The sequence below is a fragment of the Elusimicrobiota bacterium genome (genome assembly GCA_041658405.1).
Taxonomy (GTDB): domain Bacteria; phylum Elusimicrobiota; class UBA5214; order JBBAAG01; family JBBAAG01; genus JBBAAG01.
Map to the genome: position 1 here is coordinate 1 of JBBAAG010000008.1, position 13,768 is coordinate 13,768.

The 13,768-nt window shown below is 42.3% G+C and carries 28 protein-coding genes; all 28 read left to right on the plus strand.

Annotated features, from left to right (window positions below):
• Nucleotides 1–122 (plus strand): hypothetical protein (locus tag WC955_02660; protein MFA5857947.1); only part of this gene is annotated, 122 nt, incomplete at its 5' end.
• Nucleotides 123–156: 34 nt separating this feature from the next.
• Nucleotides 157–471: a 30S ribosomal protein S10 gene (rpsJ, locus tag WC955_02665; GenBank protein ID MFA5857948.1), complete on the plus strand. Its 315-nt coding sequence runs from the start codon at nucleotides 157–159 to the stop codon at nucleotides 469–471.
• Nucleotides 472–514: 43 nt separating this feature from the next.
• Complete coding sequence (gene rplC / locus WC955_02670; protein MFA5857949.1) at nucleotides 515–1,207, plus strand: 50S ribosomal protein L3; 693 nt, start codon at nucleotides 515–517, stop codon at nucleotides 1,205–1,207.
• Between the two features lie 17 nt (nucleotides 1,208–1,224).
• On the plus strand, nucleotides 1,225–1,869 hold the full coding sequence (rplD, locus tag WC955_02675; GenBank protein MFA5857950.1) for a 50S ribosomal protein L4: 645 nt from the start codon (nucleotides 1,225–1,227) through the stop codon (nucleotides 1,867–1,869).
• Entirely contained in the window at nucleotides 1,866–2,159 is a 294-nt protein-coding gene (gene rplW, locus WC955_02680) for a 50S ribosomal protein L23 (GenBank protein MFA5857951.1), read from the plus strand. The genes rplD and rplW overlap by 4 nt, the downstream gene beginning before the upstream one ends.
• 6 nt (nucleotides 2,160–2,165) lie before the next feature.
• Nucleotides 2,166–3,008, plus strand: coding sequence for a 50S ribosomal protein L2 (gene rplB, locus WC955_02685; protein ID MFA5857952.1), 843 nt, complete (start codon nucleotides 2,166–2,168; stop codon nucleotides 3,006–3,008).
• 36 nt (nucleotides 3,009–3,044) lie between these two features.
• Nucleotides 3,045–3,332 (plus strand): 30S ribosomal protein S19, encoded by a 288-nt coding sequence (gene rpsS / locus WC955_02690; protein ID MFA5857953.1) that lies wholly within the window; start codon nucleotides 3,045–3,047, stop codon nucleotides 3,330–3,332.
• A 63-nt stretch (nucleotides 3,333–3,395) separates the two neighbouring features.
• The gene (gene rplV / locus WC955_02695) at nucleotides 3,396–3,719 is read left to right on the plus strand and encodes a 50S ribosomal protein L22 (protein MFA5857954.1); all 324 of its coding nucleotides are present in this window, start codon (nucleotides 3,396–3,398) and stop codon (nucleotides 3,717–3,719) included.
• A gap of 43 nt (nucleotides 3,720–3,762) precedes the next feature.
• Nucleotides 3,763–4,509: a 30S ribosomal protein S3 gene (gene rpsC / locus WC955_02700; GenBank protein MFA5857955.1), complete on the plus strand. Its 747-nt coding sequence runs from the start codon at nucleotides 3,763–3,765 to the stop codon at nucleotides 4,507–4,509.
• Between the two features lie 4 nt (nucleotides 4,510–4,513).
• On the plus strand, nucleotides 4,514–4,927 hold the full coding sequence (gene rplP, locus WC955_02705; protein ID MFA5857956.1) for a 50S ribosomal protein L16: 414 nt from the start codon (nucleotides 4,514–4,516) through the stop codon (nucleotides 4,925–4,927).
• A 32-nt stretch (nucleotides 4,928–4,959) separates the two neighbouring features.
• Nucleotides 4,960–5,172, plus strand: a complete 213-nt coding sequence (gene rpmC, locus WC955_02710; GenBank protein ID MFA5857957.1) for a 50S ribosomal protein L29 — start codon at nucleotides 4,960–4,962, stop codon at nucleotides 5,170–5,172.
• Nucleotides 5,169–5,519, plus strand: a complete 351-nt coding sequence (gene rpsQ / locus WC955_02715) for a 30S ribosomal protein S17 (GenBank protein MFA5857958.1) — start codon at nucleotides 5,169–5,171, stop codon at nucleotides 5,517–5,519. Before rpmC ends, rpsQ begins: the two co-directional genes overlap by 4 nt.
• Before the next feature lie 53 nt (nucleotides 5,520–5,572).
• Nucleotides 5,573–5,941 (plus strand): 50S ribosomal protein L14, encoded by a 369-nt coding sequence (rplN, locus tag WC955_02720; protein MFA5857959.1) that lies wholly within the window; start codon nucleotides 5,573–5,575, stop codon nucleotides 5,939–5,941.
• Between the two features lie 4 nt (nucleotides 5,942–5,945).
• Complete coding sequence (rplX, locus tag WC955_02725; protein ID MFA5857960.1) at nucleotides 5,946–6,257, plus strand: 50S ribosomal protein L24; 312 nt, start codon at nucleotides 5,946–5,948, stop codon at nucleotides 6,255–6,257.
• 45 nt (nucleotides 6,258–6,302) lie between these two features.
• Nucleotides 6,303–6,878: a 50S ribosomal protein L5 gene (gene rplE / locus WC955_02730; GenBank protein ID MFA5857961.1), complete on the plus strand. Its 576-nt coding sequence runs from the start codon at nucleotides 6,303–6,305 to the stop codon at nucleotides 6,876–6,878.
• 31 nt (nucleotides 6,879–6,909) lie between these two features.
• Nucleotides 6,910–7,095, plus strand: a complete 186-nt coding sequence (locus WC955_02735) for a type Z 30S ribosomal protein S14 (GenBank protein ID MFA5857962.1) — start codon at nucleotides 6,910–6,912, stop codon at nucleotides 7,093–7,095.
• Between the two features lie 63 nt (nucleotides 7,096–7,158).
• On the plus strand, nucleotides 7,159–7,560 hold the full coding sequence (gene rpsH / locus WC955_02740) for a 30S ribosomal protein S8 (protein MFA5857963.1): 402 nt from the start codon (nucleotides 7,159–7,161) through the stop codon (nucleotides 7,558–7,560).
• Between the two features lie 6 nt (nucleotides 7,561–7,566).
• The gene (rplF, locus tag WC955_02745; GenBank protein ID MFA5857964.1) at nucleotides 7,567–8,163 is read left to right on the plus strand and encodes a 50S ribosomal protein L6; all 597 of its coding nucleotides are present in this window, start codon (nucleotides 7,567–7,569) and stop codon (nucleotides 8,161–8,163) included.
• Nucleotides 8,163–8,531, plus strand: coding sequence for a 50S ribosomal protein L18 (gene rplR / locus WC955_02750; protein ID MFA5857965.1), 369 nt, complete (start codon nucleotides 8,163–8,165; stop codon nucleotides 8,529–8,531). The genes rplF and rplR overlap by 1 nt, the downstream gene beginning before the upstream one ends.
• Nucleotides 8,532–8,579: 48 nt before the next feature.
• A complete protein-coding gene (gene rpsE / locus WC955_02755) occupies nucleotides 8,580–9,092 on the plus strand; it encodes a 30S ribosomal protein S5 (GenBank protein MFA5857966.1) in 513 nt (170 codons plus the stop codon).
• Nucleotides 9,093–9,097: 5 nt separating this feature from the next.
• On the plus strand, nucleotides 9,098–9,547 hold the full coding sequence (rplO, locus tag WC955_02760; GenBank protein MFA5857967.1) for a 50S ribosomal protein L15: 450 nt from the start codon (nucleotides 9,098–9,100) through the stop codon (nucleotides 9,545–9,547).
• 31 nt (nucleotides 9,548–9,578) lie between these two features.
• Nucleotides 9,579–10,907, plus strand: a complete 1,329-nt coding sequence (gene secY / locus WC955_02765) for a preprotein translocase subunit SecY (protein MFA5857968.1) — start codon at nucleotides 9,579–9,581, stop codon at nucleotides 10,905–10,907.
• Nucleotides 10,908–10,919: 12 nt separating this feature from the next.
• Nucleotides 10,920–11,573, plus strand: coding sequence for an adenylate kinase (locus tag WC955_02770; GenBank protein ID MFA5857969.1), 654 nt, complete (start codon nucleotides 10,920–10,922; stop codon nucleotides 11,571–11,573).
• The gene (map, locus tag WC955_02775; GenBank protein ID MFA5857970.1) at nucleotides 11,574–12,359 is read left to right on the plus strand and encodes a type I methionyl aminopeptidase; all 786 of its coding nucleotides are present in this window, start codon (nucleotides 11,574–11,576) and stop codon (nucleotides 12,357–12,359) included. It abuts the gene before it with no gap.
• A gap of 33 nt (nucleotides 12,360–12,392) precedes the next feature.
• Entirely contained in the window at nucleotides 12,393–12,614 is a 222-nt protein-coding gene (infA, locus tag WC955_02780) for a translation initiation factor IF-1 (protein MFA5857971.1), read from the plus strand.
• Nucleotides 12,615–12,629: 15 nt separating this feature from the next.
• Nucleotides 12,630–12,743: a 50S ribosomal protein L36 gene (gene rpmJ / locus WC955_02785; protein MFA5857972.1), complete on the plus strand. Its 114-nt coding sequence runs from the start codon at nucleotides 12,630–12,632 to the stop codon at nucleotides 12,741–12,743.
• Nucleotides 12,744–12,802: 59 nt separating this feature from the next.
• Entirely contained in the window at nucleotides 12,803–13,201 is a 399-nt protein-coding gene (rpsM, locus tag WC955_02790) for a 30S ribosomal protein S13 (protein ID MFA5857973.1), read from the plus strand.
• Between the two features lie 49 nt (nucleotides 13,202–13,250).
• Nucleotides 13,251–13,736 carry a 30S ribosomal protein S11 gene (rpsK, locus tag WC955_02795; protein MFA5857974.1) on the plus strand — a complete coding sequence of 162 codons (486 nt, stop codon included), beginning with the start codon at nucleotides 13,251–13,253 and terminating at the stop codon, nucleotides 13,734–13,736.
• Nucleotides 13,737–13,768 lie beyond the last annotated feature (32 nt).

Here is a 13,768-nt window from a genome sequence, read left to right on the forward strand (position 1 = left end):
ATAACGTAGCGATGACAGTAGAGCTGATCACCCCGATAGCAATGGAAAAAGGCGTTAAGTTTGCTATCCGTGAAGGCGGGCATACAGTCGGCGCCGGTGTTGTCACAGATATTTTGAAGTAAAGTTTATATAATGGAGCAGGGTGGATAAATAATTATGGTAGCAACGACACAAAAAATTAGAATTAGGTTACGCGCGTACGATCACAAAGTTCTTGATGATTCGTTAACAAAAATTGTGGAGACCGCGAAACGTACAGGTGCGACTATTTCCGGGCCGGTATTGTTACCGACGGATAAACGCAAATATACGGTATTGCGCTCGCCTCATACAGACAAGAAATCAAGAGAACAGTTTGAGATGAGAATTCATAAAAGATTAATTGACATTCTTGAACCGACTCCCAAAACTGTTGAAGAATTGATGAAGCTTGATTTACCGGCTGGCGTGGATGTTGAAATTAAAGCATAATATTATAGTAAGGAAATGATGAATAGGGTAAAGGTGAATTAACGTGTTAAAGAAATTGTTAGGAACAAAAGTTGGGATGACGCAAATATATGATAGTAGCGGTAAAGCTGTTCCTGTAACAGTAATTGCTGCGGGGCCATGTTACGTAATACGTAAGAAAACGGTTGCTACCGATGGGTATAATGCGTTGCAGTTGGGATTTGGTGATAGACCAAGAAAAGTTAATAAACCCAAGACCGGATATTTTGTGAAAGCTAATGCAACGCCAAACAGTATACCTGTAAAGTATTTGAAAGAGTTTAGGGTTAACGATATTGATAAATGGCAGGTCGGGCAGGAGATTAAGGCGGATACTTTTGTTGTTGGTGACCATGTTGATGTTCGTTCTAGAACAAAAGGGCATGGGTTTTCTGGTGTGGTTAAACGCTATAACTTTGCCGGCGGTCCGTCTACACACGGACAATCTGATCGCCAGCGTGCGCCTGGTACCAGTGGTGGACAGGAGCCGCAGCGTGTTATCAGAGGTAAACGTATGCCAGGACATTATGGCTATGATTGGTGTACAATACAGAACTTGCGCGTTGAAAAAGTTGATGCCGAAAAAAATTTGTTGTTACTTCGCGGAGCAGTCCCGGGAGCAAACCGCGGGTTGGTATTGATAGAAAAAAGCGTAAAGAAAGAAAAAGTTGTGGTAGTTGTGAAAAAAGATGATAAAGCTAAGAAGAAAAAAGGGTAATTGGGTAAGAATGTCTTATGGGAATACCGTTATTTAGTGCAGTAGGAGAAAATGTAGGGACAGCGTCGTTACCTCCGGTGTTTGAAGGTAAGGCAAACAAAAAGTTGCTTTATGAAGTTGTAAAATCGTACCTTGCACGTCAAAGGCAGGGGACAGCTTCTACCAAACGGCGGGATGAAGTATCAGGTGGCGGAAAGAAACCGTGGCGGCAAAAAGAAGCAGGTCGTGCGCGTGCGGGTAGTATAAGGTCGCCTTTGTGGAGACACGGCGGTATTGTTTTTGGGCCAAAACCGAGGTCTTATTACGTCGATATACCAAAAAAGAAAAAGAAGATGGCATTACTTTCCGCATTAATGTCTAAAACAAAGGATATGTTTGTTATACAAGATATAATTATAACTGAAGCAAAGACAAAAAAGGCCGCGCAGTTATTAAAAAAAATTGGTTTATCAGGTGATAAATTGTTTATAGTTGTTGATAAAATGGATAAAAACATTGTGCGGGTGTTTAATAATATTGATGGTGTAACACTTTTCACTGCAGCTGACTTGAATGCATACCATATTTTGTCAAGCAGGAAAATATTGTTAACCCAAAAAGCGCTGGATGTTGTAATTGAGAAATTTAAAGATATTAATGTTAAGGGAGAAGAGAGTAAATGAACCCGTATGAAATAATTATCCGGCCTATTGTTACCGAAAAGGGTACGGCGTTAAAAGAGAAAAATAATCAATACTTGTTCCAGGTAAAAGTGAAGTCAACAAAAGGACAGGTAAAGCAAGCGGTGGAAACATTGTTTAAAGTTAAAGTTAAAAAAGTAGTAACAATGATTACCGGTGGAAAAAAGCAACGGTTGCGTATGGGCGCGCCAGAAGGGCGGCGTCCTGACTGGAAGAAAGCTATTGTTACCGTTGCTGAGGGTCAGCGGATAGATCTTGAAGAAAAGGTGTAAATAATTATGGGTATTAAAACTTATAGGCCGTACACGCCGTCTCGCAGGTTTATTACGACACTTGATAACAGGGATGTTATCACGAAGAAAAAGCCTATGCGGAAACTTACGGTAGCGTTAAGAAAACAGGGGGGAAGGAATAATACTGGCCAGCTTATGGTGCGCCATCAGGGCGGCGGGCATAAGCAAAGGTATAGGATTATTGATTTTCGTCGGGATAAACTTAATATGCCGGCAGTCGTTAATGCTATAGAATACGATCCTATCCGTTCGGCACTTATTGCATTAGTGAAATATGAAGACGGTACGTACAAGTATATTCTTCACCCTATTGGATTAAAAGTAGGGGATATTATTATGTCAGGGGAAAACATTGATATTCGTGTAGGTAATGCTTTACCATTAGATAAAATCCCTGAAGGTACTATGGTGCATAATATTGAAATCCTTCCCGGTAAAGGCGGGGTCATGGTGCGTTCTGCAGGAGCGACAGCACAGGTTATGGCAAAAGAAGGTGAGTATGCACATTTGAGGATGCCGTCCGGTGAAACGCGGATGGTATTGTTAAGATGTATGGCAACAATCGGGCAGGTGGGAAATATTGAACATGAGAATGTTGTGCTTGGTAAAGCCGGACGCAGCCGTCACATCGGTATCCGCCCGACAGTTCGCGGTACAAAAATGAATTCTGTTGATCATCCGCATGGCGGCGGGCGAGGGCATTCAAAAGGCGGAAATCATCCGCAGTCACCCTGGGGCCAACCGGCAAAAGGGTATCGCACAAGAAAGAAAAAAGTGTGGGATCAATTTATTATTCGACGCAGACAAGATGCCAAGGTATTGGGTTAATTATAAAATCAAGATAGTACGGAGGAAAGAGGGAACATGAGTAGATCGTCGAAAAAAGGGCCGTATGTTGACCAGACCCTAATGCTGAAAATACAGAAAATGCAACAGACCGGAGAAAAAAAGGTTGTCAAAACATGGGCGCGGGCATGCATGATAATACCGGAATTTGTCGGGTATACAATCGCGATACATAACGGTAAGAAGCATTTACCGATTTTGATAACAGAACAGATGGTCGGGCACAGGCTTGGTGAGTTTTCACCGACCCGTCGGTTTTCCGGTCACGGTGAAGCGCATACTAAGGAAGCAACGGAACTCACATAAGTAAAAAGGCGTGTTTTGGAAATTACGGTATATATTTTATTTGAAAGTAATTGGTGAATTAAAATGGAAGCAAAAGCTATTGCGCGTAATCAACGTATAAGTCCGCGGAAGGTAGCACAGGTGCTTAACACTATTCGCGGGAAGTCGGTTAATGATGCTATGAATAAATTATCGTTTATGACAAAATCAGCAAAGAAGGTTGTAGAGAAGACATTGTTCTCTGCAGTGTCAAATGCAGGGAAGAATGTGGACGTTACGCACTTGAAAGTAAAGAAAGCGTGGGTCACGGAAGCGACACATATGAAACGTATTAAAGCCGCTGCACAAGGCCGTGCGGTAACGTTTCGTCACAGGATTTCGCATTTAACGATTGTTGTTGGTGATTAAAAGAAGTTATTTGTAAAAAATACAGGAGGAGAGTAATTAAGTAATGGGGCATAAAGTTCCGCCAAAAGCTGTAAGGTTAGGTTATATTGAACAATGGGAATCAAAATGGTATGCACCTAAGCGTGACATTCCGGATTTGATCGAAGAAGATTATAAGATACGTGAGTTATTGAAAGAAAAACTTAAATACGCATCTGTTTCGCGTATTGGTATAGAACGGCCGGGTAAAATGTTGAAAATAAATATTTTTACTGCTCGTCCGGGATTAGTCATTGGCAGGCGTGGAACAGAGATTGAAACATTGCGTACGGACTTAGAAAATAAGTTCGGAAAAAAAGTTGGGATATATGTCCTTGAAATTAAGCAGCCGGAGATTGACGCGCAGTTAGTAGCGGACGGTATTGCGATGCAGATAGAGAGGCGTATCTCTCAAAAACGTGCAATGAAGATGGCTATTGAACGGGCAATGCAGAACGGTGCGCTGGGTATTAAGATAATGGTTGGTGGACGGTTAGGCGGTAATGAAATTGCCCGGACTGAATGGGCAAAAGATGGACGGGTGCCATTACAGACATTCCGTGCATTAATCGATTTTGCAAAAGCGCGGGCGTATAATACTTACGGCGTTACCGGAATTAAAGTATGGGTTTTCCGTAAGGAATTTTATAAAAAGACTGACCGTGAACTGCTTGATGACGCAAGGCCGGTCAGCAAAGAGCAGATTGAACAATTGGAGAAGGTTGAGCTTAATGCGGATAAAGCGGAAATTATAGTAGGCGGAGAGGAATAAGAATATGCCGTTAATGCCAAAAAGAGTTAAGTATCGCAAAGCCCAGCGGGGTAAAATGAAGGGTTATTCAAAAGGTGCATTGGAAATATCTTTTGGCGAGTATGGATTACGTGCATTGGAGTCTGTATGGATTACGCAACGACAAATGGAAGCAATGCGTTTAACACTTGCGCGGTTTCTAAAAAAAGGCGGGCGTATATGGTTCCGCATATTTCCAGATAGGCCGGTAACGAAGCATCCGGCGGAATCGCGTATGGGTAAAGGTAAGGGCGATCCGGATCATTGGGTAGCGGTAACTAAAGCGGGGCGGATTATTGTTGAGCTAGGCGGGGTAAGCGCAGCTGATGCTAAGGAAGCGTTGAGATTGATACAGTATAAGTTGCCTATACCTACAAAAATAGTGGCACGGGATTTGTGATAAAACAAAAAAGTAGAAGGTTTTAGTATTTTATGAAAAAAAAGCAATGGACAGAAATTAAGGAAGTCGGGTTGAACGAACTCCAGGCACGGTTGACTGAAATGAAGAGTAAACTTGCGCAATTGAGGTTTAGTAAACGCACTACCGGATTAAAGAATCCGCTGGAAATACGTAATCTTCGTCGTGATATCGCAAGAATTATGACGTTAATAAATACTAAACAGGGAAGTGGAGTGAAGAAATGAAAAAAGTATTAGTGGGTACAGTGAAGAGCGATAAAAATAATAAAACCCGTACGGTTGTTGTGAGAACACAGTCACGGCATCCGGTTCTAGAAAAGTTTGTTAGAAAAAGTAAAAGTTTTTTTGTGCATGACGAACAAAACGCTTCGCATGAAGGTGATGTTGTGGAGATACAGGAATGCAGGCCGCGGTCAAAAAATAAACGGTGGTTATTGTTGAATATTGTTAAAAAGTCTGAAAAACTGGATAAAATTGCCGCAGAAGAAGAACAGGTAACGTTATTGACCGAACAAAAACTTAAAGGCGAAGTTGTTGTAACTGCGGAAAAGCCTGCGACAAATAAAGAATAGTGTTATATAAAAAAAGTTGTGTGTAAAAATTTTAGAATGTAGGTGGCGAACAAATGATTCAAGAACGTGCAATTCTTAAAGTAGCGGATAACTCTGGCGCTAAGTTGGTACGTTGCTTGCGTATCTTAGGGGGTACCGGGCGAAGGTATGCGTTTATCGGTGATATAATTATAGCTTCAGTGCGTGACGCGTTGCCAACTGATAAAATCAAAAAAGGCGAAGTTGTGAGAATGGTTGTAGTGCGTACAGTAAAAGAACACCGTCGTCCCGATGGTAGTTATATTCGTTTTGATGACAATGCCGGAGTAATTATTGATGAAACAGGTGAACCCAAAGCAACACGCGTTTTTGGGCCAGTGGCGCGTGAGTTAAGGGATAAAAATTATTTAAAGATAATATCTTTAGCACCGGAAGTGGTATAAAAAAATGATTATTATTAAGAAAAAAGATAAGGTAAAAATTGTTTCAGGTGAAGATCGCGGTAAGGTCGGGGAAGTATTGAAAGTTATTCCTGAAGAAAATCGTATTATCATTGCAAAAATTAATATGGTAAAACGTCATCTTCGCAGGAGCCAGAACGATCCCGGAGGTATCCGCGAAAAAGAAGCGCCGGTGCATATCAGCAACGTAATGCTTGTATGCCCGAAATGCGAACAACCGTCACGGCCTAAGATTGACAAAATGTCTGACGGAAAAAAAGTGCGTATTTGTCGTAAATGCAATGAAATGATTATGTGAGATATAGTATTTTAAAATAATAAATATACGGAAGGAAAAAGTGAAATGGTTGTTCCACGGTTAAAAGAATTGTATGAAAAAGAAATTGTTTCAAGAATAAAGGAACAAATGAAATATGATAACGCGCTTCAGGTGCCGCGTTTAGAAAAAGTTGTGTTAAACATCGGGTTATCCGAAGCAAAGGAAAATATTAAGGTTATTGATGCGATGACCGCGGATTTTATGGCAATGACAGGGCAGAAGCCACAGGTTACCCGCGCGAAAAAGTCGATATCTAACTTTAAACTCCGTGCTGGCGTGCCGATAGGGTTGAAGGTTACTTTGCGGGGAAGTATGATGTACGAATTTCTTGACCGGTTTATCACAGCGGCAACGCCGCGAATCCGAGATTTTAACGGGTTGCCTACAACTGGGTTTGACGGTAAAGGGAATTATAACGTCGGGATTAAGGAACACCATATTTTCCCTGAAGTTGATCTTACAAAATCGGATAAAGCAAGAGGATTGAATATCACAATTTGCACAACAGCAAACGAAGATGAGCCGGCAAGGTTATTGCTTGAATTTTTAGGGATACCGTTTAAGAAGATTAAGAAAAAAGTTGAGAAAATTGAAAAATAAGTTTTGTATATAAGCAAGGAGTAAAAAGCTAATGTCAACGACAGCGCAGTACGCGAAAAACTTGAAGCCCAAAAAGTATGCGGTTAGGTATCATAACCGTTGCAGGTTATGTGGACGGCCAAGAGGGTATATTCGTGATTTTGGGTTATGCCGTATTTGTTTCAGGATATTGGCACACCGTGGTGAATTGCCGGGTATCATGCGGTCAAGCTGGTAACAGAAATTAAACGGTTACTTGATAAATAATTAAGATTTTAGTAACAAAAATGGAGGAATAAAAGTGAGTTGTTCAACAGATCCTATTGCCGATATGTTTGCTATGATATCCAACGCAAACAGAAATAAGGCGGAGAAAGTGGATATTCCGTCATCAAAGTATAAGACGGAGATTGCGCAGTTATTTAAAAATGAAGGCTATATCGCTAATTTTAAGGTAATAGAGGATAGAAAACAGGGTATCCTCCGCGTGTTCATGAAGTATACACCGGAAGGGTATGGGGTTATACAAAACCTTAAACGCGTATCTAAGCCGGGTCTAAGAATATACAGGACAAAAAAAGGTATGCCATGGGTATACAGAGGATTGGGGACTGCTATTGTTACCACCTCACGCGGAATATTTACGGATAAGGATTGCCGGAGGTTGGGTGTTGGCGGAGAAATTATAGGATTTATTTGGTAATTTATTATGGAAAAAAAACAGGTATTAAAACTCAGTCGCGTAGGTAAGAAACCTATTATTATCCCCGCGGGGGTACAGGTAAGCATTACCGGCAGCGAAGTTAAGGTCAAAGGGCCGAAGGGCGAACTTAAGTTTGCGTTCAACGATAAAATAAAGGTAAGCGTAAAAGAGACTGAAGTTTTGGTTGAAACAACGCATAACGACGCTAAAGTCAGGGCGTTACACGGCCTTACCCGCGCGTTGATTAATAATATGATAATTGGTACGACGCAGGAGTTTAAGAAAGCGTTGGAGTTACAGGGAGTAGGTTATCGTGCAACTATGAAGTCAGATAAGGAACTTGAACTTGTTGGTATCTTTTCATCGCATCCTGTGAAGTTCGAAGTTCCTGCTGGCGTAAAATTGTTGATAGAAAAAAATATTATCACTATTACCGGTATTGACAAGTATCTGGTAGGCGAAACCGCAGCGCGTATACGTAAAATTCGCCCGCCGGAACCTTATCAGGGAACGGGTATACGGTATGTCGGAGAATACATACGCCGTAAGGTTGGTAAGGCGGTGACCGGTACAGCAGCGGCAACGGGTGGAGGTAAGAAGTAATGAGCGAATTTTCAGTAGCAAAAAAAAGGTTTGGTTTTCGCAAGGCGCGGGTACGGAATAAAATTTCGGGTACATCGGAACGTCCGAGGTTGACGGTATCGGCAACATTGAAGCATATATATGCGCAGATTGTTGATGATACACAAGGTATCACTTTAGCAGCGGCATCAACTTTATCGCCTGAATTAAAGGGTAAGATGAAAAGTTCAGGGAATAAAGAAGCTGCTGGTATGGTAGGACAACTTATCGCGGATAAAGCAAAACAAAAATCAATCGCAAAAGTTGTGTTTGACCGCGGTGGCAGGCCATATCATGGTAGAGTAAAAGAGTTGGCAGAAGCCGTAAGAAAAAACGGGTTGCAGTTTTAGGTAAAGTAAAAATATAATCATAAATTAAGGTTTTTGAGGAGGAATAGCTTGGTAGATTATAAGAAAAGTAACAACAGCGGTCAGGATGATTCTTTGGCAGAAACGGTTGTCGCAGTTAACCGTGTAACCAAAGTTGTAAAAGGTGGAAAACGTATGTCGTTCAGCGCGTTAGTAGTTGTTGGCGACAAACACGGTAGTGTTGGATGCGGGTTGGGTAAAGCAGCTGAAGTGCAGTTGTCTATACAGAAAGCAACAACACATGCAAAAAAGAATTTGGTTAAAGTTAACCTCAGTAACACAACGATCCCGCATGAAGTATTAAGCAAGTTTGGCGCATGCCGAATACTTCTGCGTCCCGCAGGACCGGGGACTGGCGTTATTGCTGGGGGTGGTGTCCGTGCGGTACTCGAAGCTGTTGGAATAAAGGATATATTAAGTAAATCGTTGGGTAGTACAAATCCGATTAATACAGTTTACGCGACAATCCAGGGGCTTAAGATGTTACGTACGCCTCAAATTGTTGCGCAAACTTTAGGTAAACAGGAAGAAAAAGGGATTTAAGCGTTATGGATTTAAGTAAACTTGTAACACCGAAAGGTGCAACGCATAGGACAAAAAGGTTTGGTCGCGGGTATGGCAGCGGGCATGGTAAAACATCAGGACGCGGGATGCGCGGGCAACGGTGCCGTTCCGGTGGCGGGCCCCGTCCGGGATTTGAAGGCGGGCAGATGCCGCTTATTCGCAGAATACCGAAAAGAGGGTTTAGTCATTTAAAGTTTGAAGCTGGTGTTTTGTCAATAGTAAATCTTAGCGATATCGTAAAGAAATGCGCGGGTGTCGCAGAGGTAACTCCAGAAATTATGTATTCCAAAGGATTGGCTAAGCTCAATTCCGCGATCAAAGTGTTGGGAAACGGCGAAATTAAGGAAAAAGTTGTTATCAAAGCACACGCTTTCTCAAAAACTGCGCAGGAAAAAATTGCTGCTACTGGCGGCACGGCAGATGTTGTGAAGTGAAAACAAATATTTTTGCAGGGGATAAATTGCAATGTCGATGATAAACAGTTTCGTAGATATTTTTAAGTTGCCCGAACTTAGGCGCAGGGTGTTGTATACACTAGGCATTCTCGCTGCATTCCGTGTTGGCGTGGCAATACCCGTGCCTGGTGTTGACACAGTTGCGTTACAAGCATTTTTTAAAACGCAAAGCCAGACTTTGTTTGGGTTTTTGGATATGTTCTCCGGCGGAGCGCTTAGCCGGTTTGCTATATTTTCGTTAGGCGTGATGCCGTATATCAACGCGTCAATTATTATGTCGTTGCTGCAAACAATTATCCCGTATCTTGAAAAGTTGTCAAAGGAAGGCGATGCCGGAAGGCAAAAAATTTCGCAAATCACAAGGTATGGTACAGTAGTAATGGCGATAATACAAGCTTTCGGGTTGAGCGTAATGATGATGAACATGCGCTCGCCTGATGGGAGAAGTGTAGTCATTGACCCGTCACTCGGATTTCAGTTGATAACTATACTGACACTGGTTACAGGGACACTGTTTGTTATGTGGCTCGGGGAACAGATCACGGAGTATGGTATAGGTAATGGTATTTCATTGATCATCTGTATAGGAATAGTTGATCAATTGTTACCGGCTATCAGAAATTTGACACGGCTTGTTGCTGTACAGGAAATTTCGTTTTTACAGATGTTGATATTAGTAGTTTTAGTTGTTGCGATTGTAGGATTTGTTGTATGGGTGGAAACCGCGCAGAGAAGGATACCTGTTCAATACGCTAAGCGTATGGTAGGAAATAAAGTTTATGGCGGACAAAACACGTATCTGCCTATCCGGGTGGATCAAGCTGGTGTTATCGCCGTGATTTTTGCAATATCGTTATTATCGGCACCGTTGACTGTTGCACAGTTTTTCCCGAATACTGTTTGGGGAAAGGTTATTATGGACTGGTGGGGCCGCGGATCATTTGTTTATGAATTATTCTACGCGGCATTAATAATCTTTTTCTGTTACTTCTATACATCTATAATACTTGATCCTGTAAAGCTTGCGGATGATATGAAAAAATGGGGTGGTTTTATACCGGGGATACGGCCGGGGGATGCAACAGCGAAGTATATTGAACGGATACTTAACAGGTTAGTTCTCGGTGGTGCGTTGTTTGTTGCGTTCATCGCAATACTGCCTGATGTACTTAGGAATGTATTGAAAGCGCCGTTTTTCTTTGGCGGAACATCCGTGCTTATCGTGGTAGGCGTTGCATTGGATACTTTAGGGCAGTTAGAATCGCATCTTATAATGCGGCATTACGAAGGGTTTATGAAAAAAGGGCGGATCAGAGGACGTTGGTTTAATATTAAGTAATTTAAGGGATATATGTATAAACTGATTTTTTTAGGGCCGCCAGGGGCGGGTAAAGGTACTCAAGCAAAACGCGTAGCTGCGGAATTTGGCTTAAAACATATATCAACCGGTGACATTTTTCGTGCGGCTGTTGCAAATAAAACGGCATTAGGTGAGAAAGTTTCTGCGATAATGAAGCAAGGTTTATTAGTACCGGATGAGACAGTAGTAGAATTAGTGGTTGACCACTTGTCTTCCGGAGATATAAAAAAAGGTTATATACTAGACGGTTTTCCCAGAACTTTGGTACAGGCTCAACAGTTTGAGCAATGGATGAAAAAAAAGGGTGACCATCTAACTGGCGTTGTGTGTTTTAGTGTTAACAACGAAAAAGTTGTTAAACGCTTAAGCGCAAGGCGTGGTTGTAAAAAGTGCGGGGCAAATTATAATTTGATGTCTGCTCCTCCAAAAAAGGATGGTTTATGTGACAATTGCGGTGAAGCTGTAACACAGCGACCGGATGATAATACTGATACTATACGTAAACGGTTGGAAGTGTATGATAAAGATACCGCACCGTTGATAGAGTTTTATAAATCTAATAATTTGTTATTTGAAATAAACGCTGCGGAGGAAGAAAATGTTGTCTTCTCCGATGTACAAAAGTTCTTAAATAAGATTAAGTAAATGCAGAAACACAGGTCATTGGGTAATACCCGGAAAATGATTAATGTCTATGACAGTGAAGACATTGAGATAATACGTATTACCGGTAAAAAGATTGCTGCAGTTTGTGCGGCGTTAAAAAGTGAAGTGGTTGATGGTAACAACGCAAAGCGTGTTGATGACCTTGCCGCTAAGATGATTAGGGATGACGAATGTACTCCGGCATTTTTGGGTTACCGCGGTTACCCCGCAACTGTCTGTGTGTCCATAAACAGCGAAGTCGTGCATGGAATACCGACGGAAAATAAGGTTTTTCGTGCCGGGGACGTTGTGTCAGTTGACGTTGGTTTGTTTTACCGCGGGTTTTGCGGTGATATGGCGTTTACAGTTGGGGTTGGACAGGTTGATGCTAAAGTAGCAAATCTTATGGATGCCGGGCGGAAAGCGTTGGATGCGGCTATAAGCGCATCGATTGCGGGTAATCATGTTGGGGACATTTCCGCGGCGATACAAAAGTGTGCGGAAAAACATGGTTTTTCCGTTGTTCGTGACTATGCAGGTCATGGGGTCGGGCACAGGATGCATGAGGATCCGCAGATTCCAAATGTTGGTTTTCCCGGTACAGGGCCGGAACTCGTTCCCGGTATGGTTTTGGCGTTGGAAACAATGCTTAATCTCGGCGGGTGGGCGGTTAAAACATTAAGTGACGGATGGACTGTGGTTACAGTAGACGGGAAAAAGGCGGTACATTTTGAGGATATGGTGGTAATAACACCGTCCGCCGCTGAAGTTGTAACAAGAGGTTGAATATAAGTAAAAGTACTTTTGGAGAGAAATGTAATGGCTAAGAAAGAAGAGAAGATAGAACTCGAAGGTAAAATACTTGAATCATTACCGAATACCATGTTTAAAGTGGAACTCGATAATGGTCATGTGGTATTAGCGCATTTGTGCGGGAAAATGAGAATGAACTATATAAAAATATTACCCGGAGATAAGGTGCGTGTGGAATTATCGCCGTATGATCTGTCACGTGGACGGATAGTTTTCCGGATGAGATAAAGGGGTACTAAAAAAATGAAAGTACGATCGTCAGTAAAACCGTTATGCCAGAAATGTAAAGTTATTCGCAGAAAAAAGGTTTTGCGGATAATATGTTCAGATCCGCGGCATAAACAGCGGCAGGGATGATAGTGTAGCGGCTAAAAACAAATTATTATAGTAAAAAAGGGAAAGGAGTCAGCTGAAACATGGCACGTATCGCAGGGGTGGAACTGCCGAACAGTAAACGTGTAGATATCGCATTAACATATCTTTACGGTATCGGCAGAGTAATGTCGGGAATGATATTAGAAGCGGTTAAGATAGATCCGAGCAAACGGGTAAAAGATCTTACAGACACAGAGGTCAGCAGCATAAGCAATTATATCAGCCAGAATTATAAAATAGAGGGTGATCTCAGACGGGAAGTGTCAGAAAATATCAGAAGGTTAATTGATATAGGTTGTTATCGCGGTTCGCGGCACCGAAGGAATTTACCGTGTCGCGGGCAACGGACACGTACTAATGCGCGTACAAAACGCGGTAAACGTAGGACCGTCGGAGCAACAGCTGTGGTAAAAGCTAAGACACCAGCAGCCGCAGCATAGGGTGTAATGTGGTTTTATTGGATATTATAACAAGGAGAATGTAGAAAAGATGGCAGCACAACAGCAGGAACCTAAGAAGCAGGAACCTAAAAAAACGGCTCCGGCAGCGGCCGCAGCTGAAAATACAGGGAAAGCCGCGTCCCAAGAAACGGTCGCCGCTAAACCGGTTAAGAAACGTAAAAGTTTTACCGGCGGTACCGCAAAGGTGTTCATAACATCGTCGTTTAATAATACGATTATTACTATAGCAGATGAACGCGGGAATACGTTGTTATGGTCATCCTCGGGCAGCAGCGGGTTTAAGGGAACAAAGAAAGGTACACCGTTTGGAGCGCAAATCGCTGCGGAAAATCTTGCGCGGAAGGCTGTTGACCTAGGAGTGTCAAGGGTAGTGGTTCTTGTTCGCGGGCCTGGGTCTGGGCGTGAAGCGGCGGTACGGTCATTACAAGCGTCAGGATTGACTATATTATCAATACGTGATATAACACCGTTACCGCATAACGGATGCCGTGCGCGTAAACCGCGGCGCGTGTAGTATATAATAACAATGTTTAAACAATTAATTTT